This window comes from Microbacterium sp. BE35 (assembly GCF_031457705.1).
Lineage (GTDB): Bacteria > Actinomycetota > Actinomycetes > Actinomycetales > Microbacteriaceae > Microbacterium > Microbacterium trichothecenolyticum.
Genome location: NZ_JAVDXD010000002.1, coordinates 113,810 through 138,653, shown reverse-complemented (window position 1 = coordinate 138,653; position 24,844 = coordinate 113,810). Strand labels below are relative to the sequence as shown.

The following is a 24,844-nucleotide window of genomic DNA, read 5'->3' as shown; positions in this document are numbered from 1 at the left end:
ACGCGGGTTGAGCGGTCAGGCGAAGAGGAACAGCACGAACCCGATGAGGGGCAGCGTGCCCTGGATGAGAGCCGCCCGCAGGTACCGCAGCCCGGTCGTGAGCAGCACCAGCGCCGCGGCCACCATCGACCCCAGCGCGAACAGCACCAGCGCGAGCCCCGCCGCGTGGACCGGCGCGGTGTCGCTTCCCGCGAAGAGAAGCACGAGCCCGACCACGACGCCGATGGCGAGGAACAGGTTGTAGAAGCCCTGGTTGTACGCCATCGACTTCGTCGTCTCTGCAGCCGCCTGGTCGGCCACACCGAATCGTTTCCAGATCTTGGGCTGCGTCCACTGGACGCTCTCCATCACGAAGATGTAGACGTGCAGGAGCGCCGCGAGCGCCGCGAAGACCGTTGCCAGAATCGCCACCATGAGCGAACCATATCGCCCCGGCTACGCTGAACAGCATGGCGAAGGGCGGGTCGCGCACAGGCGGACGAGGACGCGGCGGATCGGGCAAGCGTCCGGGCGCGGCATCCGCGTCGTCCTCGAAGGCGAAGCCCGCCAAGGCACGGCGGCCGCAGCCGTCGCCCGGGCCGTCGCCGGCACCGCCCATCGAAGCCGCAATGCCCGCGACCTTCACACTGGGTGCGATCCCGGGCGCGACCCCCGGCAGGTGGATCGACACCTGGAAGGAACGGATGCCGCAGACCAGCCTCGAGCTCGTGCCCCTGGAGGTCGCCGATCAGCGGCATGCGCTCCTCGGCGGCGAGGTCGACGCGGCGCTCGTGCGGCTGCCGCTCGACAAGGACGGCCTCCACGTCATCCCGCTGTACGACGAGGTCACGGTGGTCGTGTGCGCGAAGGACTCCCATCTGACCGCCGCCGACGACGAGCTCGACGCGGCGGACCTCGTGGGCGAGGTGCTCATCGTGCCGCAGGACGACGTGCTCGCCATCCGGCTTCCCGGCACCATCGCGCCGCGGTTCGCGCCGCCGGCCGACACCGGCGAGGCGATCGCCACCGTCGCGGCCGGTGTCGGGATCGTGGTGGTGCCGATGTCGATCGCACGACTGCATCATCGCAAGGACGTCGACTACCGCGCGCTGCGCGGAGGCCCGATCTCGACGGTGGCGCTCGCGTGGTCCGCCGAGAGGACCACCCCGGCCGTCGACGCGTTCGTCGGGATCGTGCGCGGCCGCACCGCGAACTCCTCGCGAGGCTGAGCACCGCGCCGCGCCACGCAAGCGTGAGGATGAGGGGTGCCGCCCCAGTCCCATGCAGCACCCCTCGAGGATCGGCGGCGAAGACCCACAGCCGATTCTGCGTCCCCAGGAGGGTCTTCTGTCAGCCGCTCCCCAACCCCCCCCGTCGGCGAAGCGAAAGCCGTTCCGATGACCAGGAGCACGCGGCATCCGTCCTGATACCCAGAACGCGAAGAAATCTCAGAAGCCGGCGCCGTGCACCTGGAACGGGGCGACGATGCCGGTGCGGACGGATGCCGCGGCCAGCGCTTCAGACGGCGCGATACCCGCCGCGAGGCCCTCGTGAACCGCGCCCAGCAGCTCGCACGCGTCGTCGTCGGCGACCACGACGGGAGCGGCGATGACCGCCCGCGCACCTGCGTGCAGCCAGATGCGCGTCATCCCGACCGCTTCCTCGCCCCAGCGCACGGACGAACGTCCCACCTCGCACGCCGAGAGGATGACGGTGTCGGGCACCTCGGGAATGAGGTCGATGTCGTAGCCGAACAGCGTCCCGTCCGCGAGCTCGAACCCCGAGAACATGGGGTTGTCCAGTGCGTGCCTGCCGTGCGCGGCGACGTGCAGCACATCGACGTCGCCCGCCAGAGCAGTGACGGCCCGCACCTCGGCCGCACCGCCGGTGAGCACGGCGGGATCGCGCCACGAGTCGGCTGCCAAGAGGACCTCCTCTTCGCCGCGCGGAACCCGCGGACCCACCGCGAACCCTGCGCTCGCCGGGGTCCGATACGGCTGCTCGCGCCGCCGGAGCCAGCCGCTCGCGGAACCCGCCACCGAGATGGCGACGCCGCGGAATGCCGGCAGCATCGCCCAGGGCACCCCCGCCAGTACGCCCGGGATCGTGAGGGCGACGCGAGACGCACCGACGCGGGCCAGCCACGGCTCGAGCAGGGCCGCCGACAGGGCAGCAAGACGATCGGTCAGCGACGTCCGCACGATCTCGGCCATCGGGCCCGTGGAGACCGCGGCATGCACGTCGAGATCGGCGCGAAGACCACGCATCGCACGGCGGCACGCCGCCCAATCGAGCTCGGTCATCACCGCGTCGTCGCAGTCGACGACGAGCACCACCAGCCGCTCGCCATCGAAGACGAAGTTCGCGAGAGCCTCGCCCGGCGCGATCCCGGTCTGGACCTCGGTGAGGGTCACTCGGCGTTGAAGCCCCGCTGCGCCGGTTCCGGACCACTGGTGCTCGCGCGCTCGATCCTGCAGGGCGCGCGCCCGGGGATCCGCCAGCCACCCGCCGTCGGGGTGGTTCATGCGGAGGACCCGGAGCTCCGCCAGATCGGCCGCGAGCCCGGGATCAGGTGAAGGGCGCACCGGAACGACCCGCTCGCTGCCCAGTCGGGCTCGCTCCGACCAGTCGAACACCGTGTCGGGCCGCCCCGAGCGCAGCGCCGCCCCGAGGCCGACGGTGAGCAGGCCGAGCCCACGCATCATCACGGAGCCGTGAAGGTCGAGGCTGGCGCCGTCGGTGAACGACGCGTCGAGCAGATCGAGGCCCCGTTGTGCGTGACGTCGGGCCTCCCCATTCCTGTGCCGCCGCATGGCATCGGCAGCGCGCAGCTCCTGCACCAGCAGGGCCGATTCGAGCCGGGTGTTCTTCGCGACGCGGAAGGCGGGTGCCGCCGTGGCGCTCCCGCGCCTCACCCGCGCCAGTGCATCGGCGATCACGAGAACCTCCGCGTCGGCGGAGAAGCCCAGGTCTGCGAGCCGCCCGGCGACGCCGTCCACGGCGCCCTTCGACGGCAGTCGCCCCGGGGGCGAGAGCGGATCGCCGGAGCGGTCATGGTTCCTCGTCGACAACCTCGCGCGCAGGCGCACGGCCTCAGCGCGCGCGGCCCCGCCCGGGCTTCCCACGCGCCGGAATCGGCGGGCGGCGTTGCCGGCGACGGTGGCGGCGCGCTCGGGGTCGTGGTTCAGGAGCGAACGCGCGAGCTGATACTCGGCGGCAGCCCGTTCGCTCGGAGCATGGTGACGACCGAGCGACGCGGCGACCGCGACGAGGCTGCGTTCGGCTTCCGTGGTCAGCCCAGCATCGCGCAGCACCTCGGCACGGTCGAGCTCGTTGATCGCCGCCCACAGTGCGGACTCGCTGTCGAGGGGTTCCCTCACCGACTGCATCGTCCGCAGGGCGGCGACGAGATCGCCGCCGAGCATGAGCGCATAGCCGCGGTTGTGGACCGCGAGATTCGCCTCCTGCTCGAGGCCGGCTGTCCGGTAGACCTCCTCCGCCGCTTCGAGATCCTCGATCGCTGCGGCGAGCTTCCCCGTCTGCATCAGGGCGATGCTGCGGTTCACGCGCGTGTTGGCCTGGCGCACAGGCTCGTCGGACAGGCCGTGGATGCTCTTGCCGAACCACCCGATCGCCTCGTCGATCCGGCCGCGCTCGGTCGCGAGCATCCCGAGCTGCCCTTGCAGCTGCGCGACGGCCCCGGCCGAGAGGCCCGGCCGGTCGAGGGCCTCGAGGCAGATGCGCTCGCCCGCGTCGACGTCGCCCAGCCGCGCCAGGACGTAGGCCGTGGTGCCGGCGATGCGCGCGCTGAGCTCGGTGTCACCGTCGGCATCCGCCGCTTCGGCGGCCGCTGCGAGGGAGCGCTTCGCATCGAGGTAGCTGCCACGGGTCGCCAGATGGCGTCCCCGTTGGTACAGCTGGTCTGCGCTCTCCCCCACAGAGCAATGATGGACCCGCCCGCCGCCGGATGGCGAGCGGCAGGCGGGTCCGCCGGAGCGTTAGTTGGTCTTCTTGGAGCGGTCCGCGTCGACGACCTTCTTCAGCGCCCGCTCGATCACCGCATCTGCCGACTCGGGCACGGCGCTCGGGTTCATCAGCGAAGAGCTCAGTGCCCGGGCGATGACGCCGGAGACATACGGCGCGGCGAACGAGGTCCCGCTCCAGATGGCGAACCCGCCCGAGTGGTCGTCCGGGTCCAGGCTCTCGCGGAAGCGGTCTATGGAGTCGGCACGGGAGCCCGCCTGCACGCCGCCCTGGAACCTCGGGAAGGTGCTGACGATCGAGGTGCCGGGCGCGAAGTGCGTGACCCACGGCCCGACGTTGCTGAACAGCGCCGCGGAGGTGCCCTGCGGGTTGAGCGCGCCGACAGCGAGGTGGCGCGCGAGGCCCTCGGCGTCGTCGAGGCCGAGGTCGGGGTCGCCCCCTTCCCAGAGCGCCGCGGGGAACGCCGGTCGCGCCGTCGCGTCGTTGCCCGCCGAGCAGACGATCGCACAGCCCTTCGCCCGCAGCCGGACGAGCGCCTTGTACAGCCGATCGCTGTACTGCCCGTCTTCGGGGGTCTCGTGGTAGTAGCCCAGCGAGAGGTTCACGACATCGACCTTGTTCTTCGGGTCGGCCTCGACCCACGCAGCCAGTTCCTCCAGCGCGATGATCAGCTCGTTCTCGAGCGCGGTTCCGTTGCTGTCGGCCACCCGGATCGCGATGATCTCCGCCTCGGGGGCCACCTGACGGACGATGCCGCAGACGAAGGTGCCGTGTCCTGCGGCCGCGTCCAGGTACCCGTCCAGGGGGCCGGACTGGTCGCCGTTCACCTCGGGGTCGGTCGAGGCACCCTGCATGCCGATGAGCTGTCCGTCTGGCAGCGCGCCGCGCCGGACGATGACTGTCGGGTCCGCCGCCACGCCTTCGCCCAGATCCCCCTTCTCGTAGGGCGGGAGCCACGGATGCTTGCCGCACCCCGTGTCGACGACCGCGACGACCGGCCTCCTGCCGGAGAACTTCGCGGTCGAGCGCACCGGGTCGGGGCCGATGTACGACACGATCTCGAGGCCGCCGTTTCCGGGGTACGCGTAGCCGTCCGTGCCCGAGGGGTTCGTGATCGAGTGCGGGTTGGTGATGCTGTGCGGGTTCGTGATCGAGTGCGGGTTCGTGATCGAGTGGGGATTCAGTCCGATCGGATCGACGGTCAGGACGTGGTCCAGGCTGACGTTGCGCAGCCGCGTCTCGCGCGCCGTGCGCTCCCCCGGACCGCGCGATTGGACCGGAGAACGCCGGGAGGTGAATTCCTCACGCTGGTTCGCCGCCTCCACCGCGACCTTTCGCCGCACCTCCGCCCGGACGCGGCTCTCTTCCGCCGCGTCGGTGAGCGCCCGCTCACGGGTGGTCCCCGCGGACCGCTGAGCGATCTCCGCCTGCTCGATCTCGAGTCGCCGCGCGTGCTGGAGGAGGCGCCAGGCGTCGACGGGCGGCACCGGCTCGTCGTCGCGCGTCGGACTCGGCAGCTGGATGATCGTCGCCTTCCAGATGTCGTCCTGCGACGAATCCTCGGGGCGGATGCGGTCCACCTCCAAGTCCCAGCCGAGCTCCTGCGCTGCGGCGAGCAGCGTGCTCTCGGAGTCCGTCCTGTCGCCGAAGATCAGCAGATGCCCCGGCGCGTAGGCGCTCGGGAACGCCTCGTAGCCCGGCACCACGTTCCGCGTCGGGTCGAGGACCACTCCGCGAGGCGCTCCGGCTTTGACCCGGTCCCGCCAGGATCCGCTTGCGCTGGCCATATCGTTCTCCTCACACACATGGGAGCCGCGGCCCCCAGGCCGCGGCATCCGTTCTCCGTATCTCGAACTGCTTGTCAGACTTCGAACTGCGGGGTCTGGAAGTCGCGCATCGCACCGTCGGCGTCGCGCACCACCAGGCGAAGCCGCGCCACCCCGGGCGTGACCTCGTCGAAGGCGAAGCGTCCGTGCTCGCCCGGTTCGGCCGACCATTCCCGGTCGCCCTGGATGAGACGAATGGCGAGGGCGGTGGCGTCCACCCATCCGTCCACGCGCCGGTCGCCGCCCTCGGTGGCGGTCACATGCAGCAGCACGCTGGTCGTGCCGTCGCTGAACTGGAGCGTCGCTGTGTCGCTCTCGCCGCGCACGGCCGCGAACGTGCCTTCGACAAGTGTCAGGAGGGCGTACTCCCGTGACAGGTCCTCGACGGCGACCGCGGCCACCATCTGGTCGACCAGGTCCGCCGGCACGGGGTCGACGTCCTCCCACATGCGCCGCATTCGTGCGAAGAGCGCGGCGTCGGCCGCGAAGTCCTCAATTTCCATCGTCGTCACCTCTCCATCCGTCGCCCTCAAGTACGGCGCGTAGCTTTGCGAGGCAGCGCTGGCGGGTCGGTCCGATCGATCCGATGGGCATCGCGAGGTCTTCGGCGATGCGGGCATAGTCGGGGCGGTCTTCGAACGCGACGATCCGCAGCAGACGCTGGCATCGTTCGTTGAGCGTTCCGACCGCTGTCCAGAGGCGACGGGTCTCGTCGTCCTGCGCGGCGGTCTGCTCGGCGGATTCGTGGACCGGAAGGTGCGGTTCGAGCGACTCGGCCTCGGTCGCATCGGCACGCCGATGCTGTTTGCCGACCCGCCACGCCTCGCGGCGCGCGCACATCGTGAGCCACCCCGACACCGCGAGCGGGTCGTTGATGGTCTCGTGACGGCGCACGAGCGTCAGCCAGGTCGTCTGCACGACGTCCTGCGCCAACGAATGGTCGAGCCCGTACGCCCTCACGACGTGCCATAGCGGCGGCGTCATCAGGCGGACGAGTTCGTCCATCGCACGACTGTCGCCTTCTCGCCACCGCACGAAGAGTGCGGCGGCGCGCTCCCATCGGGCCGGCTCCACGGAGTCGACGGATGGTTCGGCGCCAGCCTGCGTCATAGCGCCCATTCTGTCCACACCATGCCCGAGCGCGATAGTGGCGATTTGATACACGAATACCCGGTGAAGACAGAGGATTTCAGCCGTCTCGCAGCGTCCGTGAGCGGAGACCTAGACTTCGTGCATGACGACCGCGCCGTTGCTCTATGTCTGCGTGCGGCCGCAGCTGGGTGCGGCGGCCGCCGAATACGAGTCCTTCCGCACCGCGATGCACCTCGATGAGAGCCGCCTCGCCCGCCACGACCTGGTGCGCGAACCGCTTCCCGACGACGTCTTCGAGCGCTACGCCGGCTTCCTCGTGGGCGGCAGTCCGTTCAACGTCACCGACCCCGAGGCGACCAAGACCGACGCGCAAAGGCGCCTCGAGGCGGCCCTCGCGCGCATCGCCGAGCGCACCGCGACCGGCGACGGTCCGGCCGCCCTCTTCACCTGCTACGGCATCGGCATCGCCACCCGCACTCTCGGCGGCACCGTGAGCCGTGCGTTCCCCGAGGACACCGGCCCTGTGGCGGTCGAGCTCACGGGGCAGGCATCGGCCGACCCGCTGTTCGGCGCCCTCGCGAATCGATTCACCGCACTCACCGCCCACAAGGAGGGGACCGAGAGCCTGCCGCCGGGAGCGGTCCTGCTCGCGAGCAACGACGGATGCCCCGTCCAGGCGTACCGTGTGGGCGACCGCCTCTACGCGACCCAGTTCCACCCCGAGCCGACCACGAAGGCGTTCACCGAGCGCATGGCGGTGTACCGCGACGACGGCTACTTCGACTCCGCGGACTACGACACGATCGCCGGACGCGTGCTCTCGGCATCCGTGACGGAGCCCACGCGTCTGCTGCGGGCGTTCGCCGACCGCTTCGCGGCCGCCTGATCACACCTCGGCGTTTCGGACCGAGGTCAGCTCCCGCGCCGCGGTGCCTATCAGCGCCGTACCGAGGATCACGGCGGCGACGACGATCGCCGTCACCCCGATCGCGGTGCTGTGCGGCTCACCCTCCAGCCGGCCGACCGCGAGCCAGACCAGCCCCCACGCGAGCGCGAGCGCCGGCCCGAGCCGCCAGCGGCTCGCGATCTCGATCCCGAGTCCGATGACGGCGACGGCGATGAGCACGACGACACCCCACAGATCCGCCGACGCCTCCCACTCGGGCGGGCCGATCGAGGTCAGCCAGGCCGTGACGTTCGCGACGGTGGCGAGCGTCACCCAGCCGAGGTGCAGGCCCGTGACTCCGTCGACGAGCAGCCGGTCGGCCCAGCCGTCGGCGGGCTCGATGACGGTGCGGCTGAACGTGACGCCCAGGAGCGCGAGCAGCACGATGATCGCGAGCACCGTGAGGGCGAGCGACCCGAACTGGGCCGTCACGAGCCACAGCCCGTTCAGTACCATCGTTCCCGCGATGAGGTACCCGAGCGCCCGCTGCCGCTCGCTGCCACGCTGACGCGGCAGCGCCTGCCACACCGTGTAGGCGAGCAGCCCGACGTAGATCACGGTCCAGATCGAGAACGCCGGCCGCGCCGGCGCGAGGTACGAGCCGTCCTGGTCGAGCGCGCCGTCCTGCAACGCCTGGACCGGCGTTCCGCCGAACAGGCCGGTGCCGACCATCGCGGCCACGATCATGAAGCAGAACGCGCTGATGACGATGATCTGCCGGGCGAGGTCCTTGGCGGTCATGCTCACACGGTAGGACGGGTGCCACACCTCGGCGAGTGGTATTGACATCGGGACCAGCGGCCGATATCGGTCTGCCTCACGCGCCGCGCGACGGGTCGAGCAGCAGCGCGACCCGCTCCAAGAGGTACGCCTCGAGCGGCATGAGTCCGCCGGCGGCGCTCCATCTCACGCTGGGCACGCCATCGGAGCAGAACAGCGGGGCGGATGCCTCGCCCCTGTCCACGGCGCCCGGCTGCAGCATCCGCCATCCGATGTGCACGGTCTCGCCCTCCGCGAAGCCGCCCCGGCGTGCGGCGGCGGCGAGCTCGGCGCGCTGCCGCTGCGACTCCGCGGTGTAGCCGCGTCGGGCCTCCTGGCGGGCGCGGAGGACGTCGCCGGTGGCGAAGACGGCGTCGTCGGTGAGCAGCAGCACGCCGAGGTGCCATGCCGCGCCGCGGCGCTCGATGCGGGGCGCACGCGCCACCCCCAGGAAGCGCCTGGGCACGACGATCTCGCCGAGGGCCTCGCGCGGCGCGTCGGCGAGCCGCGAGCGTGCGGCATCGAGGAGCTCGAGGGTGCTCACGCCATGTCGTCCATCAAGGATGGCGTGGCCTTCAGCTTCTCGCCGCGCAGCGCCATGCCGACGAGCGGGAACAGCAGCACCGACAGCATGCCGCCGGCGACGAGCACGGTCTGCTGCGTCGTGTCGAGGATCTTCTCGTCCACGCCGATCTGGGTCACCGCGACGATGATCGGCAGTCCGGTCGCCCCGAGGAGCGCGATCGAGAGGCGCTCGCGGCGGGAAGACCCCTCGGGCGCGGCAAGGGTCGACGGCAGCCCGCGGACGACGAACAGCCCGACGAGAACCACGGGCACCAGCCAGAACAGCACCGGGTCCTCGAGCAGGCCCTGCAGGTCGAACGTGATGCCGGTGTAGATGAAGAAGATCGGCACGAGGAAGCCGAACGCGACGCCCTCGATCTTGCTCTCGACGGCGTGACGGTCGTGCTCGGAGGCATCGCGCATGAGCAGACGCCAGATGATGCCGGCGGTGAAGGCCCCGAGCAGCATGTCCAGGTCGAGCACGACGCTGAGCGCGACGAGGGCGGCGAGGATCACGAACACGACGCGGATCGCGAACTGCCCGGACGTGTGCAGCGTCGAATTCACGAACGAGTGCATCGCGCCGCGCGGCACCCGGAACGCGAGCCAGATCGCGAGCCCGGCGAACGCGGCGAAGAGCGCGAGGACGATGGTGGACAGACCCGGCTCGCGGCCGCCGAGGAAGATCGAGATCGCGATGAGCGGCCCGAACTCGCCGACGGCGCCGATCGCGCCGACGGCGCGGCCGAACGGGGTCCGCAGCTCGCCGGCGTCCCGCAGGATCGGCAGGAGGGTGCCCAGCGCCGTCGAGCACAGCGCGACGCCGATCACGATCGCCGCCTCCCCGGGCGCGAGCAGCCAGCCGGCGGCGATGCCCGCGGCGAGGCTGATGATCCATCCGAGCGAGGCGCGACGCCCGAGGCGCCCGCGGAAGGATCCGAACTCGATCTCGGTGCCGGCGACGAAGAACAGCATCGCGAGTCCGAAGTTGGCCAGCGTGTCGACGAAGGCGCTCGGCCCCGCCCATCCGAGGACCGCCGGCCCGATCAGGATGCCGAGCACGAGCTCGAACACCACCACCGGCACGCGCACCCAGCGCCCGAGGCCTCGGGCCAGGATCGGGGCGAGCAACCCCAGCAGCGGAATCAGCAGGAGCGTCGAGGGTGTGAGACCGTCCACGCGAACAGACTAGCCACGCGGGGTCGCCCCGCCGAGACCCTGTCGAGTCAGCGGAGCATCGCCGGCATGCCGGATGGGCCACGGTCCCATGGTTCGCGCACCGGATCTCGTGGTGCGTCACGTCCCTACCGAGGTCGGCCTCGTGCTGTGCGAACTCCGTCCTGTCGGACGCCACGACGAGCTCGTCCTCGAGGTCCCTGCGCCAGGAGCAGCGGGGCGTAGAAGGCGGTCGCCCCCGCCGAGTTCGCCTCGAGCGGGCACGCCCACGGCTCGGTCTTCGTGGGATCGCAGAGGGCTCAGTGCTCCAGCTGCCGCTCGGGCGGCGTGAACTCGGCCCGGTTCCGCTGGTGGCCGATGAGCGCGAGGATCACGCCGCCGACGAGCCAGGCGACCAGGATCGTCCATTGCGCCCAGGTCGAGGCATCCGGGAAGTACATCACCGATCGCAGCAGGTTCGCCGATGCACCCGGGACGAAGAACTGGCCCACGGCGCCCCATGGCTCGGGAAGGAACTGCGGCGGCAGTGCGGCGCCGGCGATCGGGTTGGCGATGAACATCGTGATGACCGCGCCGACGGCGATACCGGGAGGACCCATCAGCGCGGCGAGCCCGACGATGAGCGCCGAGGTCGCCGTCACGCCCAGGCCCAGCACGGCGGCGTTGAGCAGCCAGTCCCCGGCGAGGATGCCGAACCAGGTCTGCATCACCAGCGCGATCAGGGCGCCCGCGGCGATGCCGAAGACGACCAGCCCCACCAGTCGGCGCACGACCCCCTGCACGAGCAGCGTCAGCAGGATGCCGCCGAGCATGCCGCCCAGCACCATCGGGAAGACGGATGCCGCGAGTCCGGCGCCCGCGCTGTCGCCGTCTGCCAGCGGCACGACGTCGGTGACGGTGACCGTGGGGATCACCGGCGCGGCACCCGAGGCGCCGTCGGGCAGCTGCGGCATCTGCCCCGACTTCAGCGCTCCGACGATCGCGCTGAGCCGGTCGGTCAGCGCGGTCTTGGCGGCCGTGTCGATCTGCGACTGCAGCTGGGTGGCGACTCCGCGCAGCGCCTGCGCCGCGACGGGGCTCGCCGCCGTCGCGATGAGCACCTCGGGCTCGTCGCCCAGCAGGATCGCGCCATACAGCTCGCGGGACTCGATCTGCGACACCGCGTCGTCGCGCGTATCGACCTCGTGGAGGTCGAACGGCGCGGGGTCCTGTTCAGCGAGCTTGTCCTCGACGGCGGTCACGGCCCCGGCGGGTCCCGAGATGCCGACGGGCAGGTTCTGCGGTTGCGAGGTCGCCGCGGGCCAGACGAACGCCATCACGATGACGGCGACGATCACGGAGCCGAGCAGTCCGAACAACGCGGCGACACCCCACTTCGTGGGGCGTGCGGGTGCGGCATCCACCGATGCTGCGTCACGATGAGCGTTCATCGCGGCCTCCTAAAAAGAATGACGGTTCTTTTTGCGAGAATAACAGAATCGGTATTCTGTTTCCATGCCCAAGGTGTCGGAGGAATACCGTGAGGCCCGCCGCGAGGAGATCGCGCGGGCCGCGCTGCGCGTGCTGGAGCGCAACGGAGTGCGCGACACGTCCATCGCCGACATCGTCGCCGAGTCGGGCCTGTCGACCGGCGCGATCTACTCGCACTTCACGAACAAGGCCGAACTCGCCCGCTACGTCGTGGGTCGCTACCTGCTCCCCCGCATCGACGCCCTCGAGGACGCCGGGCAGCGCGGCCAGATGGTGACGCCGCGGCAGGCGCTTCAGGGCATGCTCTCGATGTTCGCGGAAGTGGGGCTGTCGCCCTCGCTCATCCTGCAGTTCTGGGGGGAGGCGATGGTCGAGCCCGGCGTCCACGACGAGATGCTGCGCACCGCCGGACGCCTGCGCGCCTCGCTCGCCCTTGCCATCGGACCGTGGGCGCGCTCACGGACGACCGACGAGACGGATGCCGCGGCCCTCGCCGCAGCGACCGCACGTTCGATCGCCGCCCTCGCGCAGGGCTATATCGCCAACAGCGCGGTCTTCGGGCCGCGCACGGTCGACGACTACCTCGAGAGCACCGCTGCCGTCCTGGCGAGCTGACCACCGCGCCGCAGAACGCAGCCTCCTGGTTCGTCCGTCCGGGACGTGGACCTCAGACCGGGCGGATGTCGGAGTCGTCGCGGCGCGGGGCCGCAGCATCCGGATCCGTCTCGGCGGAAGCCGGCACGGCGGCGATCTCGCGGACGGCGACGGGAGCGACCTGGCCCGCGCCGCCCCCTCGGATCTGCCGGTGCAGACGCTCCATGCGGGCGTCGAGTTCGGCGGCGGTCTCGGCCGCGTCCTTGAGGCTCTCGAGCAGCTCGTCGGGCACGCGCGTCGCGTACTTGTAGTAGATCTTGTGCTCGAGGCTCGCCCAGAAGTCCATCGCGATAGTGCGGAACTGCACCTCGACGGGCACCTCGATGCGCCCGGTCGACAGGAACACCGGCACCTCGAGGATCGCGTGCAGGCTCTTGTACCCGTTGGACTTCGGCGACGCGATGTAGTCCTTGACCTGGAGGACGCGCACATCGTCCTGTGCGGTCAGCAGGTCGAAGAGGCGGTACACGTCGGCGGTGAAGCTGCACGTGATGCGGATGCCGGCGATGTCGGTGATGCTCCGGCGGATCGATGCGAAGTCCCCGTCGATGCCCTTGCGCTGCACCTTCTCGACCAGGCTGTCGGGCGACTTCACACGGCTCGAGACGTGCTCGATCGGGTTGTAGTCGTGCGTCAGCAGGAACTCGTCGCGCAGGATGCCGATCTTCGTCTCGACCTCCTGCAGGCCGAACCGGTACTCCATCATGAAGCGCTGCAGCTCGTCCCGGAGCTCCCGGAGCTCGCTCGGTGAGACCGTGATCTCACCCTCGTCGGACGCCGTCGCGGGCACCAGAGGTGCGGGAGTCGCCATGCCGTTCAGGCTAGGCGGCGGTTCTACGAGAGTCCTGTGAGAGGCGGACGCGGCGGCCCAGCGAGCGCGGCGGTTCACGCGTCGTCGAGGACCCGTTGCGCGCGCTCCGACGCCTCGGCGGCGTCGCGGGCCTTCACTGCCGCCGCGGACCGTTCGACCTCGACCGCGTCGAGCTTCTCCACGGCCGCCCGCTCGTCGGCTTCGAGGGCGGCGAGGTCGCGGCGGAGGTCGTCGATGCGCTCCCGCACGTGGTCGACCCGCTCCTGCGCCTTCGCGCGACGCGCGTCGACGCGGGCGAGCTCACGCTCCGCCTCGTTCGCGAGGCGCTCCGCCTCGCGCGCGGCCTTCTCCGCCGCCTTGCGCGCCCGGCGCTCGGCGAGGTCGTCGCGCGGGGACGCGGCCACCGCTCCGGGGAGCGACCCGCCCACGGCGTCGGCGAGCGCCGCCGGCTCGATGTCGCCCGCCTCCAGCGGCTTGACGAGCCGGCCGGTCAGGACGGCGGCCGCGGCCGAGGCATCCATCACTGCCGCGTTGATCGTCTTCTCGACGTCGTCGCGCGCCGCCGTGCTGAGGGTGCCGCCCGCCTCTTCGGCGAGCCCGACCGCCTGCTTCGCGAGGGCGGCCACCAGCTGACGTCGTTGGCGGCCGAGGCGTGACAGCTCGGCGGCGTCGAGGTCGTCCTGCGCTTCGCGGAGGGCGGCCGACAGTTCCACCGCATCGGCGAGCTGTCCGTCGCGGGCGAGCAGGTTGACCGCCCACGCCGAGACGGTGGGCTTGCGCAGCGCCTTGAGCCGCTTGGCGAGCGCCGGCCCCGCGAGCCCGGCACGCGCGTTGCGGGCGGCCGTGAACTCCGCCGGCGGGAGGGCGTAGAGCTCGGCGGCGATCGCGTCGAGCTGTTCGTCGGCGTCGGCCATGCGCCCATTGTGTCCCATGGCCCCGACCGTCCTCAGGACCGATCGCGGCGAGCGCGACCAACGCCGTTGTACCGCGATGGCCGTCGCGCGGCATCCGGAACAGTCCTGCAAACGGTGGCGAATGCGGCAGGATCGCGATCCCGCAAGCCCGGCCGCGATGAACTCGCGGCAGGGCCGCCACGGGTCAGACGATCTCGTAGAAGCGCCAGAGGCCGAACTCGGGGACCAGCACCTGGACGTCGGACCACCCCGCCGAACGCGCGTAGCCGCGGAGGGTCGAGGGGCGCATCACCGTCCCGGTGGCGGCGCTCGGTGCGTGCGAGCGACCGTCGGGCAGGCAGACGAAGAGGCTGAATCCGTAGAGCAGTCGTTCGAGCTCGCTCGCGTTCGCGGCGAAGCGTTCCTCGGTGGCCTCATCCATGATGACGACCATGCCGTCGTCGCTCACCGCGGCGCGCGCCGCCGAAAGCACCTCCACAGGATGCGGCATGTCATGCAGGCACTCGAACGCGAAGACGGCGTCGAACGGGCCGTACTCGGCGACGAGCGCCGCGTCGCACAACAGGAACTCGACGCGGTCGGCGACCCCGGCTTCAGCGGCGTTCTGCCGGGCCGCCTCGACGGAGGCCTCGTCGATGTCGAGACCGACCACGCGCAGCTGCGGGTACGCCCTCGCCAGGGCGATCGAGGACCAGCCGCCGCCGAAGCCCAGGTCCGCGATGCGGGCATCAGGGCGCCGGAGCACGGCATCGAGCCGGCCGATCCCCGCGAAGAGGTCGGGCAGATCATCGAACCACGGCCGGTTCATGTCGGCCTGCGCCTCGCGGGCGTGCCGGCCGAGCTGCTCCCAGCTGACGCCGCCGCCGGTGCAGTAGGCGTCGAGGAGGGCGTCGATCTGGGTCCCCGAGGCCGCCGCCATCCGAGCGAGCGGTTCGAGGTAGGACAGACTCCGCCGGTCGAGCAGCACCTCGGCGACACCCGGCCCGAGGCGGAACCGCCGGGCGGTGGGATCAGTGCTCTCATCCGCGCGCAGGATGCCGGTCGCGGACTGCTGCTCGAGCCACTCGCGCGCGTACCGCGGGTCGGTGTGCGTGCGCCCGGCGAGTTCGTCGGCGGTGAGCCCGTCGGCCCGCGACAGCTCGGCGTACCAGCCGAGCTGCGAGCCGAGGTGGACGGCCATGAGGTCCATCCAGCCGAGCGTGGCTTCCATGATCCGGTCGGCGAAGGCCGCCGTGGCCCCGGTCTCGGTCTTCACCTCGGACTCGGTGGTCGTTGACATCTTGTCCTCCTTCACGAGTGCTCCGTCTGATGTCTGGCCCCGACGCTACGGAGCGTGAGGGAGCCGCCACGTCGGCAGAATCTCGCAGATCCGCCCGGCGCGTCTGCACCATTCGATGCAGGGCCCATCACCGAACGCGCTTGCCCGCATGCTCGCGCCACCATGCGGCGGCGGCTGTGCGCGAGCCGACGTCGAGCTTCACGTAGATGTTCGCGAGGTGCCGGCTCACGGTCTTCTCGCTGATGAAGAGCTCGTCGGCGATCTGCCTGTTGGCCCTGCCCTGCGCGACGAGCTCGACGATCTCGCGCTCCCTGGCGGTCAGCGGCCCGCCGTCGTCGGCCGCCGCGGATCGCACGACAACCGGTGGCGCGCCGAGGCGCTCGAAGATCGCGCCCGCCTGCTCCCGCAGCTGCGCGGCCAGCGCCGGCTCTCCGCGGAGCTCCTGCGCGGTGGCGAGCCAGCAGAGCACGTTCGCCTGCTCCCAGGGCTGCCCCAAGCGCCGGAAGAGGTCGAGGGCGGCGTGCAGCCGGCCGACCGCGCCCGCAGCATCGCCCGCCTGGATCAGGATCATCCCGCGCCCGTGGGCCGCCCACGCGTGGAACCCGTCGCTGCCGAAGGCTCGCGCGTCGTCCTCGAGCTCGTCGAGCAGGTGCTCGGCCTCCCGAGGCCGCCTGTCCGCGAGAGCGATCTCGATCCCCGGACGCAGCAGCCGCGCGCGACCCATGCGGTCCCGCTGCTCGAGCGCGGCGGCGATCATCGCCGCGGCCCGTTCGGTGTCGCCGTCCGCGAGCACCAGCAGCGCCTCTCCCGGGACCGGGTCGATGCCCGCCTCGCTCGCACGGCGGTAAGCCTCGCGTGCTCCGGCGGCGTCCCCCCGGAGCCGCCGGATCTCGCCGAGCTGGTTCCATCCCTCACCGGCGATCCAGGGGTGATCGGATCCGAGATCCTCGCACGCGCGCTCGAGCGCCGCTTCCGCAGCATCCCATTCCCCGCTCGCGGACTGGAGCTCAAGTCGGTGCACGCGGCACACGCCGGCGTAGAGGACGTGCGCGCCGCGAGCGGCGCACCAGGCCTCGGTCGCGCGGGTCCAGTCGGCCATGCGGCGGAAATCGGCGAGCTCATGGCACACGTGGATGGTGGTGCACAGCACGTCGCCCGCCCACTCCGGCTCGAGTTCGTCCGACACGACGCAGAGCATCGCCTCGTCGAGCTGCGCGAATCCCTCGGCCGTGCGCCCCGCCCGGATCGCGTGCATCCCGGCCGCGACCGCGCTCAGGGCGGACACCGCGGGCTGGCGCAGCGCGTCGGCCAGCTCGCGCATGCGCGACACGCTCTCGGCCGGCCACAGCGCGCCGGTTCCGTCGAGGTCCATGCTCGCCGTGAGGTACACCTCGTAGGCGTGCCCGCGACCGTCGGGAAGATCGGCGAGGATCCGCCGCGCGCGCCGCACCCACGCGGTTCCGACGGTGATATCGGCGCGGATCAGGCGTACGAGCGCGACGACGAGCGCCGCTTCGGCCGCGCCCATCGCGTCGCCCTCCTCGGAGAGCACACGGAAGGCCGACTCCAGGCCCCCGAGGCAGGCGTCCTGCCGCCCGAGCCACCACTCGCACGACGCGAGCGCGCGCAGGTCGGCACCGGTGGCCGCGGCGTCGCGGCGAGCCCCCTCGAACGCCTCCCGCGCCGTCTCCCAGTCACCGGACCGGTATGCCGCCCGAGCCTGTTCGAGCACGGCGACCGTGTCCGCCATGCCCGAATGCTACCGCCGTCATCGCGCCGTGTCCGGTGGTCGCTCTGCGACCCCGATGCGCGTCCGCCGAGACCGCGTAGAGCGCGAGCATGATCGCCATGGTCGTGAGGTAGAAGCCGTGGAGGATCCAGATCGGCCCGAACGGCAGGCTCAGCACGTAGACCGTGTAGACGGCGTTGCCGACGTTTCCCATCACGAGCGCGCTGAGGCTGTACGAGCGCAGATCGCCGGACCGCACGGCCTTCACCACCATCGGTAGATTGGCCGCGGCGAACAGCACGGTCGAGACCGTACCGGCGAGCGTCGCAGCATCCATATAGGGAAGATACGGATTCCGCCCCCGGCGATACATCGGCAGTTCTACCCATTTCCGCCGGGGCGAACTGCACGATTCAGCCCGCACGGGTCCGGTCCCGCCGGGACGTCTTCTCCGCCCGCTGCTCCAGTGGCCGCGAGGTCCGGGAATCGCAGAGTCTCAGGCCCGCGAATCTGCGAAGTCCGGACTTCGTGGAGAATCTGGCCCGATCCGCAAAGACTCTCCGCGAGCCGGAGTCCGGGATTCCCCTTGCTGCGGGCCGCCGAACCTGCGAAGTCCGGACGTGGCCGGGGCGTGAGAGCACGGACGCGCCCACGAGAGCGAGAGAGCTCAGGAAGAGAGGACGGATGCTGCCTGCCGCGCGGCGCCGAGAGCCACGTACTCCCCCGGCTCGGGCACCTCGACCGGCAGCCCGAGCACGAGGGGCGCGATATCGCGCACCGCCTCGGACTGCGCGCCGCCGCCGACGAGCAGTGCGCGCTCGAGCGACACGCCGAGGAGGCGGAGAGCTTCGAGCCCGGCCGCGAGCCCCGAGAGCATGCCCTCGACCGCGGCGCGCGCGAGGTTCTCCCGCGTCGTCGAGGCGAGCGTCATGCCCGTGAGCGAGGCGGTGGCGTCGGGGAGGTTCGGCGTGCGCTCGCCCTCGAAGTAAGGCACCAGAGTCAGGCCCGCGGCACCGGGTTCGGCGCCCAGCGCCAAGCGCGACAGCTCGGCGTGGTCGACGCCGAGCACGCGCCCGATCGCGTCGAGCACGCGCGCGGCGTTGAGCGTCGCGACCAGCGGCAGGAACCGGCCCGTGCAGTCCGCGAAACCCGCGACCGTGCCGGTGGGATCGATCGTGCGCTCCTCGCTCACCGCGAACACGGTTCCACTGGTGCCGATCGACACGACCACGTCCCCGGGACCGGCGCCGAGGCCGAGGGCCGCGCCCGCGTTGTCGCCGGCACCGCCGCCGACGCGCCGGCCCGCGGCATCCGTCACCCATTCGTCCGGTCCGAGCACGCGCGGGATCACCGCGTCGTGACCGAGCGCGGCGATGAGCAGCTCGCGGTCGTAGCCGCCGGTGGCGGGGTCCCAGTAGCCGGTGCCCGACGCGTCGGAGCGATCGGTGACGAGTTCGTCGAGCACGGGGCCGCGTGGCGACTCGATGTCGGGGCCGAACCCGCGCAGCCGCCAGGTCAGCCAGTCGTGCGGCAGGGCGACGGCGGCGACCCGCGCCGCGTTCTCGGGCTCGTGGTCGCGCAGCCAGCGGAGCTTCGTGATCGTGAATGATGCCACGGGCACGAGGCCCGTGCGCCGGGCGAGCTCCTCGGCGCCGAACTCGGCCGTGAGGTCGGACGCGGCCTGCGCCGACCGGGTGTCGTTCCACAGCAGCGCGTCGCGGACGACGCGCCCCTCGGCGTCGAGCGCCACCATGCCGTGCTGCTGCCCGCCGATCGCCCAGGCCTCGACATCGTCGATCCCTCCGGCGTCGGCGATCGCCTCCTGCAGCGCGCGCCACCAGGCCCCGGGATCGACCGAGGTGCCGTCGGGGTGCGACGCACGCCCCTGCCTGACGACCGTCTGGGTCGCGGCATCCGTGATCACGACCTTGCACGATTGCGTCGACGAATCGACCCCCATCACGAGCGCCATGCGCCCTCCTCCACTTCGAGTGCTGTCGTCGCGGGGAACTCCCCACGAGTTGCCAAGACACGCCGGAAGGCGCGAGCGCTTCCCGGCGTGTCTTGGCGAGTCGGTTCTGCGGACCCGGTGCGTCAGCCGCGGGCGCCGAGCAGGTGCTCGGTCGCGAGCTGCTGCAGGCGGACGAAGCCGAAGCCCTTGCCGCCCAGGTACACCGACGGGTCGAAGTCCTCGTAGGCGGAGCGGTCGGCGAGGAAGTCCTCGTACGATTCGCCCGGGTTGAGCGTCGGCACCGACAGCTCGTCGACCTTCGCCGCGGCCAGCGCCTCCTGCACCTCGGGGTCGGCGCGGAAGGCCGCGGCGCGCTCCTTGAGCAGCAGGTAGGTGCGCATGTTCGCGGCGGCCGAGTCCCAGACGCCGGTCTCGTCCTCGGTGCGCGAGGGCTTGTAGTCGAAGTGGCGCGGGCCGTCGTAAGCGGGCACGCCGCCGGGGCCGCCGTTCTCGAGCAGGTCGACGAGCGCGAATGCGTTGTGCAGATCGCCGTGTCCGAAGACCAGGTCCTGGTCGTACTTGATGCCGCGTTGCCCGTTGAGGTCGATGTGGAAGAGCTTGCCGTGGAACAGCGCCTGCGCGATGCCCGCGGCGAAGTTGAGGCCCGCCATCTGCTCGTGGCCGACCTCGGGGTTGAGGCCGACGAGCTCGGGGCGCTCGAGCGAGTCGATGAACGCGATCGCGTGCCCGAGCGTCGGCAGCAGGATGTCGCCGCGGGGCTCGTTGGGCTTGGGCTCGATGGCGAAGCGGATGTCGTAGCCCTTGTCGGTGACGTAGTCGCCGAGGAGGTTGACGGCCTCGCGGTAGCGCTCGAGCGCGGCGCGGATGTCCTTGGCGGAGTCGTACTCGGCGCCCTCGCGGCCACCCCACATGACGAACGTCTTGGCGCCGAGCTCGGCGCCGAGGTCGAGCTGGCGGAACACCTTGCGAAGGGCGAAGCGACGCACGTCGCGGTCGTTCGACGTGAAGCCGCCGTCCTTGAAGACCGGCGCCGAGAAGAGGTTGGTGGTGACCATCGGGACGATCAGGCCGGTGTCGGCCAGTGCGCCCTTGAGGCGGTCGATCTGGGTCTGGCGCTCGGCATCCGTCGAGCCGAAGGCGAACAGGTCGTCGTCGTGGAAGGTGAGGCCGTACGCGCCGAGCTCGGCGAGCTTCTCGACGGCGTGCACGACGTCGAGGTGGTTGCGGGTCGGCCCGCCGAAGGGGTCGGTGCCGTTGTAGCCGATGGTCCAGAGACCGAAAGAGAACTTGTCGGCGCGGGTGGGGGTGGGCATGACGCTCCTTCGCGGTAAATGTTGCTGCCGACAACCTATACCAGAACGGATGCCGAGTCCACCACGAACGGCGCTTCCCGCACGAACCGCGCCTCAAGGGTCGCGAGGCGATGATCAGACGACTGCGCGGGTCACAGCGTGTCCGGTTGTGACCGGAAGTTCATCAGGCCTTAACACGCGGTCCCCGTCGAAGCGCGGAGAATGATCTCGGGAGCGCGATCCGGTCGCGCGGACGCCGGCGTCAGCCCTGGTCGGCCCATCCCAACGCGTCAACCCCCTGCGCGAAAAGCGCAGGCGAGGCAGAGGATCGGGGCACGACGAGAGGAGCCTCCCCATGGTGCTCGAGAGGCCGTCCTCACCGGTGAGACGCGGCGCGCTGCGGTCGCGCGCGATGCCGTCGCGGAACGAACTGCCGACGCGACGACCGGAGTCGCCGGCACCCGACGACTCCGCCGTCCGGTGGGAGCGCATCGACATCGATCGCTACGAGGTCAGCACCACCGCGGCGACCGTCGGCTTCATCGACGTCGTCGGGGCCGTTTTCGTCGTCCTCGCCGGCGCTCGCTACGACCGGGCCGTAGAAGTGCTCCAGACGCTCGACTTCGCCCTGGCGGTCGACGCGATCTCCCCGGCCGGCGCCGAACGCCCGTCCGACTGATCCTTCGGCCCCGCCGTACCACCGGTTTGAAGCCGCACGCAACAAATCTCGAAGCGCCGCTTCGACGCCCCCTACAGTGAGACGGTGAGCGATCCAACGGCCGCCGAGGGCGTGCGCCAGCGCAATCTGGCACGGCTGCTGCGCCTGGTGCACCTCGAGGGCCCGCTCTCCCGGGCCCGACTCACCGAGTCCACGGGCCTCAACCGGTCGACGATCGCCGACCTCGTCGCCGAGCTCGTGCGCGAGGGACTCGTCGTCGAGCGGGCGCCCGACCCGTCCCGGCGCGTCGGCCGCCCATCGCCGGTCGTCGCCGCCGATGCACGCGTGATGGCGATCACAGCGAACCCGGAGGTCGACGCCCTCACGATCGCCGCCGTGGGACTGGACCGCGGCATCCCGGTCCGTGAACGCATCGAGCTCGACCACTTGCTGTCTCCGGACGAGACGGCACGGCTCATCGCCGAACGTGTCGAGGCGTGGCGGGCGGGCGAGCTCGCCGACGCGCACATCGTCGGCGTCGGACTCGCCGTGCCAGGGCTGGTACGGGCAGCCGACGGACTCGTCCGCAACGCGCCGCACCTGCGCTGGACGGATGCGCCCCTTCGCGATCTCGTCGCCGACGCCACCGGCCTGCCGACGGTGGTCGGCAACGACGCGGCACTCGGCGCGATCGCCGAGCACCTCTTCGGCGCCGCGGCCGGCTTCGATGACGTCGTGTACCTCAACGGCGGCGCCAGCGGCATCGGTGGCGGACTCATCGTGCACGGGATGCCGCTGCTCGGCGCCGGCGGCTACACCGGCGAGTTCGGGCAGAACCGCCCCGGCATCGCCTCGGCCGCCGACCGTCGCGCCGACGACGGCGTGCTCGAGGACGAGGTCAGCAGAGCGCGGCTTCTCGCAGCTGTCGGCCTTCACGCGGCGGATGAACCGTCGCTCGCGGCGGCGCTGACCGCCGCGGGTGCCGGCGCAGCCGAGGAGGTCGCGCGGCAGCGCCGCATCCTCTCGACGGCGCTGGCCAACGCCGTCAACGCGCTCAATCCCGCGGTGGTGGTGCTCGGCGGCTTCCTCGCGACGATCGCCGCCGTCGACGTGCCCGGGCTGGGGGCGCTCGTGCGGGAGCAGACCATGTCGGCGAACGCCGAGGACCTCAGCATCCGCGTGGCATCCCTCGCCGAGGATCGGCTGCTGATCGGCGCCGCCGAGGCCGCCTTCGGCGACCTGCTCCGGGACCCCGGCGGTGTCGCGCGGGACTGAGGCCTCACGCGGGCGGCGCGGTCGTGTCTCGCGGCACCAGACGAGTCGGCAGTTTCACGTGCGTGACGGGCGGCGTCTTCCCATCCATGAGTTCGAGGAGCATTCGGGCCGCCTCGGCACCGAGCACCTGCATGGGCTGGCGCACCGTCGACAGGGCGGGCGTCGCCTTGGACGCCTCGGGGACGTCGTCGAATCCGATCACCGAGAGGTCGCGCGGGACGTCGAGGCCGAGCTCCGAGGCGACCCTGACGATCTCTAGGCCCGAGATGTCGTTCGCGGCGAAGACCGCGGTCGGCCGATCAGGGCGGCGGAGCATCTCCAGCGCGGCGAGGCGCACGGCGTCCTGCTGGTAGCTTCCGGAGCCCACGAGGGCCGGATCCAGCGGGATGCCGGCGTCGGCCAATGCGCGTCGATAGCCGGCATCGCGGGCGATCGACGAGCGCAGGTCGCGGCGACCCGCGATGAAGCCGATGCGCGTGTGTCCGAGTTCGATGAGGTATCGCGTGGCCAGGAGCGCACCACCGAAGCTGTCGCATTCGACGGTCGGCAGGTCGGCGGGACCCGTGTGAGGGTCGATGGCGACGACCGGCACTTCCGCGCCGACGTTCACCACGGTCGGGGTGACCATGATCGCACCGTCGATGAGGGTCCCGCTCAGTCGTGAGAGCGACCGTCGCTCCCACCCCTCCGCGGCGCCGTGCGAGCCCGAGTAGGCGAGCAGGTCGTACCGCGAGTCACGCAGCGCCTCGCCGACGCCCTTGAGGATCTCGGCGCTGAAGGGCTCGAAGTCCGCGACGAGCACGCCGATCACACCCGTCTTGCGCGATCGCATGCTGCTGGCGATGAGGCTCGACTCGTACCCGAGCTCGGCCACGACGGCGAGAACCTTGTCCACCGTCTCGCTTGCCACTCCGTAGCGCCCGTTCACCGCCTTCGAGACGGTTGCGACCGAGACGCCGGCGGCGGCGGCGACGTCGGTGATCGTGGGACGACGGGTCATGTCTCGAAATCATAACGGCCTCGAAACCGTTATTGAAAACGTTTGACAAGATATTTGTTGCCAACGCACACTTTTCTCGCCCGGTCTGCACGCCGGGCGGTACGCGACCCGATCGCGTCGACCACCAGCACCTCGCAGCAGAGGTGCCCCTCGAAGAAGAGACGGGAATCACATGATGCGCAAGAGAATCCTCGCGGGTTCCGCAGCACTCATCATCGGCGCACTCGCGCTCGCCGGCTGCAGTGCCGGCGGCGGCGACAGCAGCGATGGCAGCGTCGAGATGACGCTGTGGCAGAACTCGACGACAGGCCCGGGCCAGCAGTTCTGGAAGGACGCCATCGCCGCGTTCGAGAAGGAGAACCCCGGCGTCACGATCAAGATGCAGTCGATCCAGAACGAGGACATGGACGGCAAGCTGCAGACCTCGCTCAATGCGGGCGACCCGCCGGACATCTTCCTGCAGCGTGGCGGCGGCAAGATGGCCGCGATGGTCCAGGCAGGCCAGCTGATGGACCTGACCGGGAAGATCGAGGGCGAGGCGAAGGAGAACATCTCGGAGGGCTCGTTCAAGGCCGAGACCTACCAGGACAAGGTGTGGGCGATGCCCCTGTCGGTGCTGCCGGGCGGCATCTTCTACAGCCAGGACCTGTACACCGCAGCGGGCGTCACCGAGAACCCGACCACGATCGACGAGCTCGTCGCGGCCAACGACAAGCTGAAGGCGACCGGGGTGGCGCCGCTCGCCCTCGGCGCCAAGGATGCCTGGCCGGCTGCGCACTGGTTCTACTGGTTCGCGCTCCGGGAGTGCGCCCCGAAGACGGTCGAGGAGACCGGCGACTCGAAGGACTTCAGCGACCCGTGCTGGCTGAAGGCCGCGGAGGACCTCGCCGACTTCGCTGCCACGGAGCCGTTCAACGACGGCTTCCTCACCACGTCCGCACAGCAGGGCGCCGGGAGCTCGGCCGGCCTCGTCGCCAACCACCAGGCGGGCGGCGAGCTGATGGGCGCGTGGGACCCGGGCGTGATCGCCTCGCTGACGCCGGACGAGAAGCCGCTTGCAGATCTGGCGTGGTACCCCTTCCCGGAGGTTTCCGGCGGCAAGGGCGAGCCCGGATCGATGATGGGCGGCGTCGACGGCTACTCGTGCTCCGCGAAGGCACCCAAGGAGTGCGTCGACTTCCTCAACTTCGTCGCGTCGAACGACCAGCAGACCGCGTACTACAAGGCGTTCAACTCGCCCCCCGTGAACCAGGCCGCACAGGCCGAGGTCACCGAGCCCTACCTGAAGCAGATCCTCGAGGCCTACAACGCGGCCCCGTTCGTCTCGCAGTGGCTCGACACGGTGCTCGGGCAGAACGTCGGCAACGCGCTCAACGTCGCCGTCGTCTCGATGCTCGCCGGACAGAGCACCCCGCAGCAGATGATCGACGAGGCCAACAAGGCCGGGGCGAAGGGCTAGGAAGA

General features: G+C 71.0%; 23 protein-coding genes. 6 read left to right on the top strand and 17 right to left on the bottom strand.

Going from position 1 to position 24,844, the window contains the following annotated elements:
* Positions 1 to 15: 15 nt before the first annotated feature.
* The gene (locus J2Y46_RS06910; protein WP_211255954.1) at positions 16 to 414 is read right to left on the bottom strand and encodes a DUF1304 domain-containing protein; all 399 of its coding nucleotides are present in this window, start codon (positions 412 to 414) and stop codon (positions 16 to 18) included.
* A 35-nt stretch (positions 415 to 449) separates the two neighbouring features.
* Between J2Y46_RS06910 and J2Y46_RS06905 the strand changes: the two genes are divergently transcribed.
* Positions 450 to 1,208, top strand: a complete 759-nt coding sequence (locus J2Y46_RS06905) for a LysR substrate-binding domain-containing protein (protein WP_310241251.1) — start codon at positions 450 to 452, stop codon at positions 1,206 to 1,208.
* Between the two features lie 219 nt (positions 1,209 to 1,427).
* On the opposite strand, the gene J2Y46_RS06900 is transcribed toward J2Y46_RS06905, so the two are convergent.
* From J2Y46_RS06900 to J2Y46_RS06885, 4 genes are all read right to left on the bottom strand, one after another.
* Positions 1,428 to 3,917, bottom strand: coding sequence for a CHAT domain-containing protein (locus J2Y46_RS06900; RefSeq protein WP_045301349.1), 2,490 nt, complete (start codon positions 3,915 to 3,917; stop codon positions 1,428 to 1,430).
* A 60-nt stretch (positions 3,918 to 3,977) separates the two neighbouring features.
* Positions 3,978 to 5,750: a S8 family serine peptidase gene (locus tag J2Y46_RS06895; protein ID WP_310241248.1), complete on the bottom strand. Its 1,773-nt coding sequence runs from the start codon at positions 5,748 to 5,750 to the stop codon at positions 3,978 to 3,980.
* A gap of 74 nt (positions 5,751 to 5,824) precedes the next feature.
* Entirely contained in the window at positions 5,825 to 6,292 is a 468-nt protein-coding gene (locus tag J2Y46_RS06890; RefSeq protein WP_045301662.1) for a hypothetical protein, read from the bottom strand.
* The gene (locus J2Y46_RS06885) at positions 6,282 to 6,899 is read right to left on the bottom strand and encodes an RNA polymerase sigma factor (RefSeq protein ID WP_045301345.1); all 618 of its coding nucleotides are present in this window, start codon (positions 6,897 to 6,899) and stop codon (positions 6,282 to 6,284) included. Before J2Y46_RS06885 ends, J2Y46_RS06890 begins: the two co-directional genes overlap by 11 nt.
* Positions 6,900 to 7,023: 124 nt before the next feature.
* Here J2Y46_RS06885 and J2Y46_RS06880 point away from each other — a divergent pair, with 124 nt between their 5' ends.
* Positions 7,024 to 7,767 (top strand): glutamine amidotransferase-related protein, encoded by a 744-nt coding sequence (locus J2Y46_RS06880; protein ID WP_045301343.1) that lies wholly within the window; start codon positions 7,024 to 7,026, stop codon positions 7,765 to 7,767.
* Here J2Y46_RS06880 and J2Y46_RS06875 read toward each other — a convergent pair whose 3' ends face one another.
* The 4 genes from J2Y46_RS06875 to J2Y46_RS06860 form a co-directional block, all read right to left on the bottom strand.
* Entirely contained in the window at positions 7,768 to 8,568 is an 801-nt protein-coding gene (locus J2Y46_RS06875; protein WP_045301341.1) for a tryptophan-rich sensory protein, read from the bottom strand.
* 76 nt (positions 8,569 to 8,644) lie between these two features.
* Positions 8,645 to 9,130 (bottom strand): hypothetical protein, encoded by a 486-nt coding sequence (locus J2Y46_RS06870; RefSeq protein WP_045301339.1) that lies wholly within the window; start codon positions 9,128 to 9,130, stop codon positions 8,645 to 8,647.
* Positions 9,127 to 10,329 carry a cation:proton antiporter gene (locus J2Y46_RS06865; protein WP_045301337.1) on the bottom strand — a complete coding sequence of 401 codons (1,203 nt, stop codon included), beginning with the start codon at positions 10,327 to 10,329 and terminating at the stop codon, positions 9,127 to 9,129. The genes J2Y46_RS06870 and J2Y46_RS06865 overlap by 4 nt, the downstream gene beginning before the upstream one ends.
* A gap of 296 nt (positions 10,330 to 10,625) precedes the next feature.
* Positions 10,626 to 11,756: a hypothetical protein gene (locus J2Y46_RS06860; RefSeq protein WP_310241242.1), complete on the bottom strand. Its 1,131-nt coding sequence runs from the start codon at positions 11,754 to 11,756 to the stop codon at positions 10,626 to 10,628.
* Between the two features lie 64 nt (positions 11,757 to 11,820).
* Between J2Y46_RS06860 and J2Y46_RS06855 the strand changes: the two genes are divergently transcribed.
* Positions 11,821 to 12,411, top strand: a complete 591-nt coding sequence (locus J2Y46_RS06855) for a TetR/AcrR family transcriptional regulator (protein ID WP_045301336.1) — start codon at positions 11,821 to 11,823, stop codon at positions 12,409 to 12,411.
* A 52-nt stretch (positions 12,412 to 12,463) separates the two neighbouring features.
* Here J2Y46_RS06855 and J2Y46_RS06850 read toward each other — a convergent pair whose 3' ends face one another.
* The 7 genes from J2Y46_RS06850 to xylA all read right to left on the bottom strand — a co-directional run bounded on the left by J2Y46_RS06850 (position 12,464) and on the right by xylA (position 20,468).
* Positions 12,464 to 13,261, bottom strand: coding sequence for a GTP pyrophosphokinase family protein (locus J2Y46_RS06850; RefSeq protein WP_045301335.1), 798 nt, complete (start codon positions 13,259 to 13,261; stop codon positions 12,464 to 12,466).
* A 74-nt stretch (positions 13,262 to 13,335) separates the two neighbouring features.
* Positions 13,336 to 14,175 (bottom strand): transposase, encoded by an 840-nt coding sequence (locus J2Y46_RS06845; protein WP_310241240.1) that lies wholly within the window; start codon positions 14,173 to 14,175, stop codon positions 13,336 to 13,338.
* Positions 14,176 to 14,359: 184 nt separating this feature from the next.
* Complete coding sequence (locus tag J2Y46_RS06840) at positions 14,360 to 15,454, bottom strand: class I SAM-dependent methyltransferase (RefSeq protein ID WP_310241238.1); 1,095 nt, start codon at positions 15,452 to 15,454, stop codon at positions 14,360 to 14,362.
* A 127-nt stretch (positions 15,455 to 15,581) separates the two neighbouring features.
* The gene (locus tag J2Y46_RS06835; RefSeq protein WP_310241236.1) at positions 15,582 to 17,204 is read right to left on the bottom strand and encodes a response regulator transcription factor; all 1,623 of its coding nucleotides are present in this window, start codon (positions 17,202 to 17,204) and stop codon (positions 15,582 to 15,584) included.
* Positions 17,149 to 17,520 (bottom strand): hypothetical protein, encoded by a 372-nt coding sequence (locus J2Y46_RS06830; RefSeq protein WP_310241233.1) that lies wholly within the window; start codon positions 17,518 to 17,520, stop codon positions 17,149 to 17,151. The genes J2Y46_RS06835 and J2Y46_RS06830 overlap by 56 nt, the downstream gene beginning before the upstream one ends.
* A 330-nt stretch (positions 17,521 to 17,850) precedes the next feature.
* Entirely contained in the window at positions 17,851 to 19,155 is a 1,305-nt protein-coding gene (gene xylB / locus J2Y46_RS06825; protein ID WP_310241231.1) for a xylulokinase, read from the bottom strand.
* A 122-nt stretch (positions 19,156 to 19,277) separates the two neighbouring features.
* Complete coding sequence (gene xylA, locus J2Y46_RS06820) at positions 19,278 to 20,468, bottom strand: xylose isomerase (protein WP_045301326.1); 1,191 nt, start codon at positions 20,466 to 20,468, stop codon at positions 19,278 to 19,280.
* Between the two features lie 334 nt (positions 20,469 to 20,802).
* Between xylA and J2Y46_RS06815 the strand changes: the two genes are divergently transcribed.
* Together J2Y46_RS06815 and J2Y46_RS06810 are read left to right on the top strand one after the other, a co-directional pair.
* Positions 20,803 to 21,126 (top strand): hypothetical protein, encoded by a 324-nt coding sequence (locus J2Y46_RS06815; RefSeq protein WP_157005643.1) that lies wholly within the window; start codon positions 20,803 to 20,805, stop codon positions 21,124 to 21,126.
* A gap of 84 nt (positions 21,127 to 21,210) precedes the next feature.
* Positions 21,211 to 22,380 carry an ROK family transcriptional regulator gene (locus J2Y46_RS06810; RefSeq protein ID WP_045301324.1) on the top strand — a complete coding sequence of 390 codons (1,170 nt, stop codon included), beginning with the start codon at positions 21,211 to 21,213 and terminating at the stop codon, positions 22,378 to 22,380.
* A gap of 4 nt (positions 22,381 to 22,384) precedes the next feature.
* On the opposite strand, the gene J2Y46_RS06805 is transcribed toward J2Y46_RS06810, so the two are convergent.
* Complete coding sequence (locus tag J2Y46_RS06805) at positions 22,385 to 23,380, bottom strand: LacI family DNA-binding transcriptional regulator (RefSeq protein WP_045301322.1); 996 nt, start codon at positions 23,378 to 23,380, stop codon at positions 22,385 to 22,387.
* A 172-nt stretch (positions 23,381 to 23,552) separates the two neighbouring features.
* On the opposite strand from J2Y46_RS06805, the gene J2Y46_RS06800 reads away from it, so the two are divergent.
* A complete protein-coding gene (locus J2Y46_RS06800) occupies positions 23,553 to 24,839 on the top strand; it encodes an ABC transporter substrate-binding protein (RefSeq protein WP_045301321.1) in 1,287 nt (428 codons plus the stop codon).
* The last annotated feature ends 5 nt before the right edge of the window (positions 24,840 to 24,844 follow it).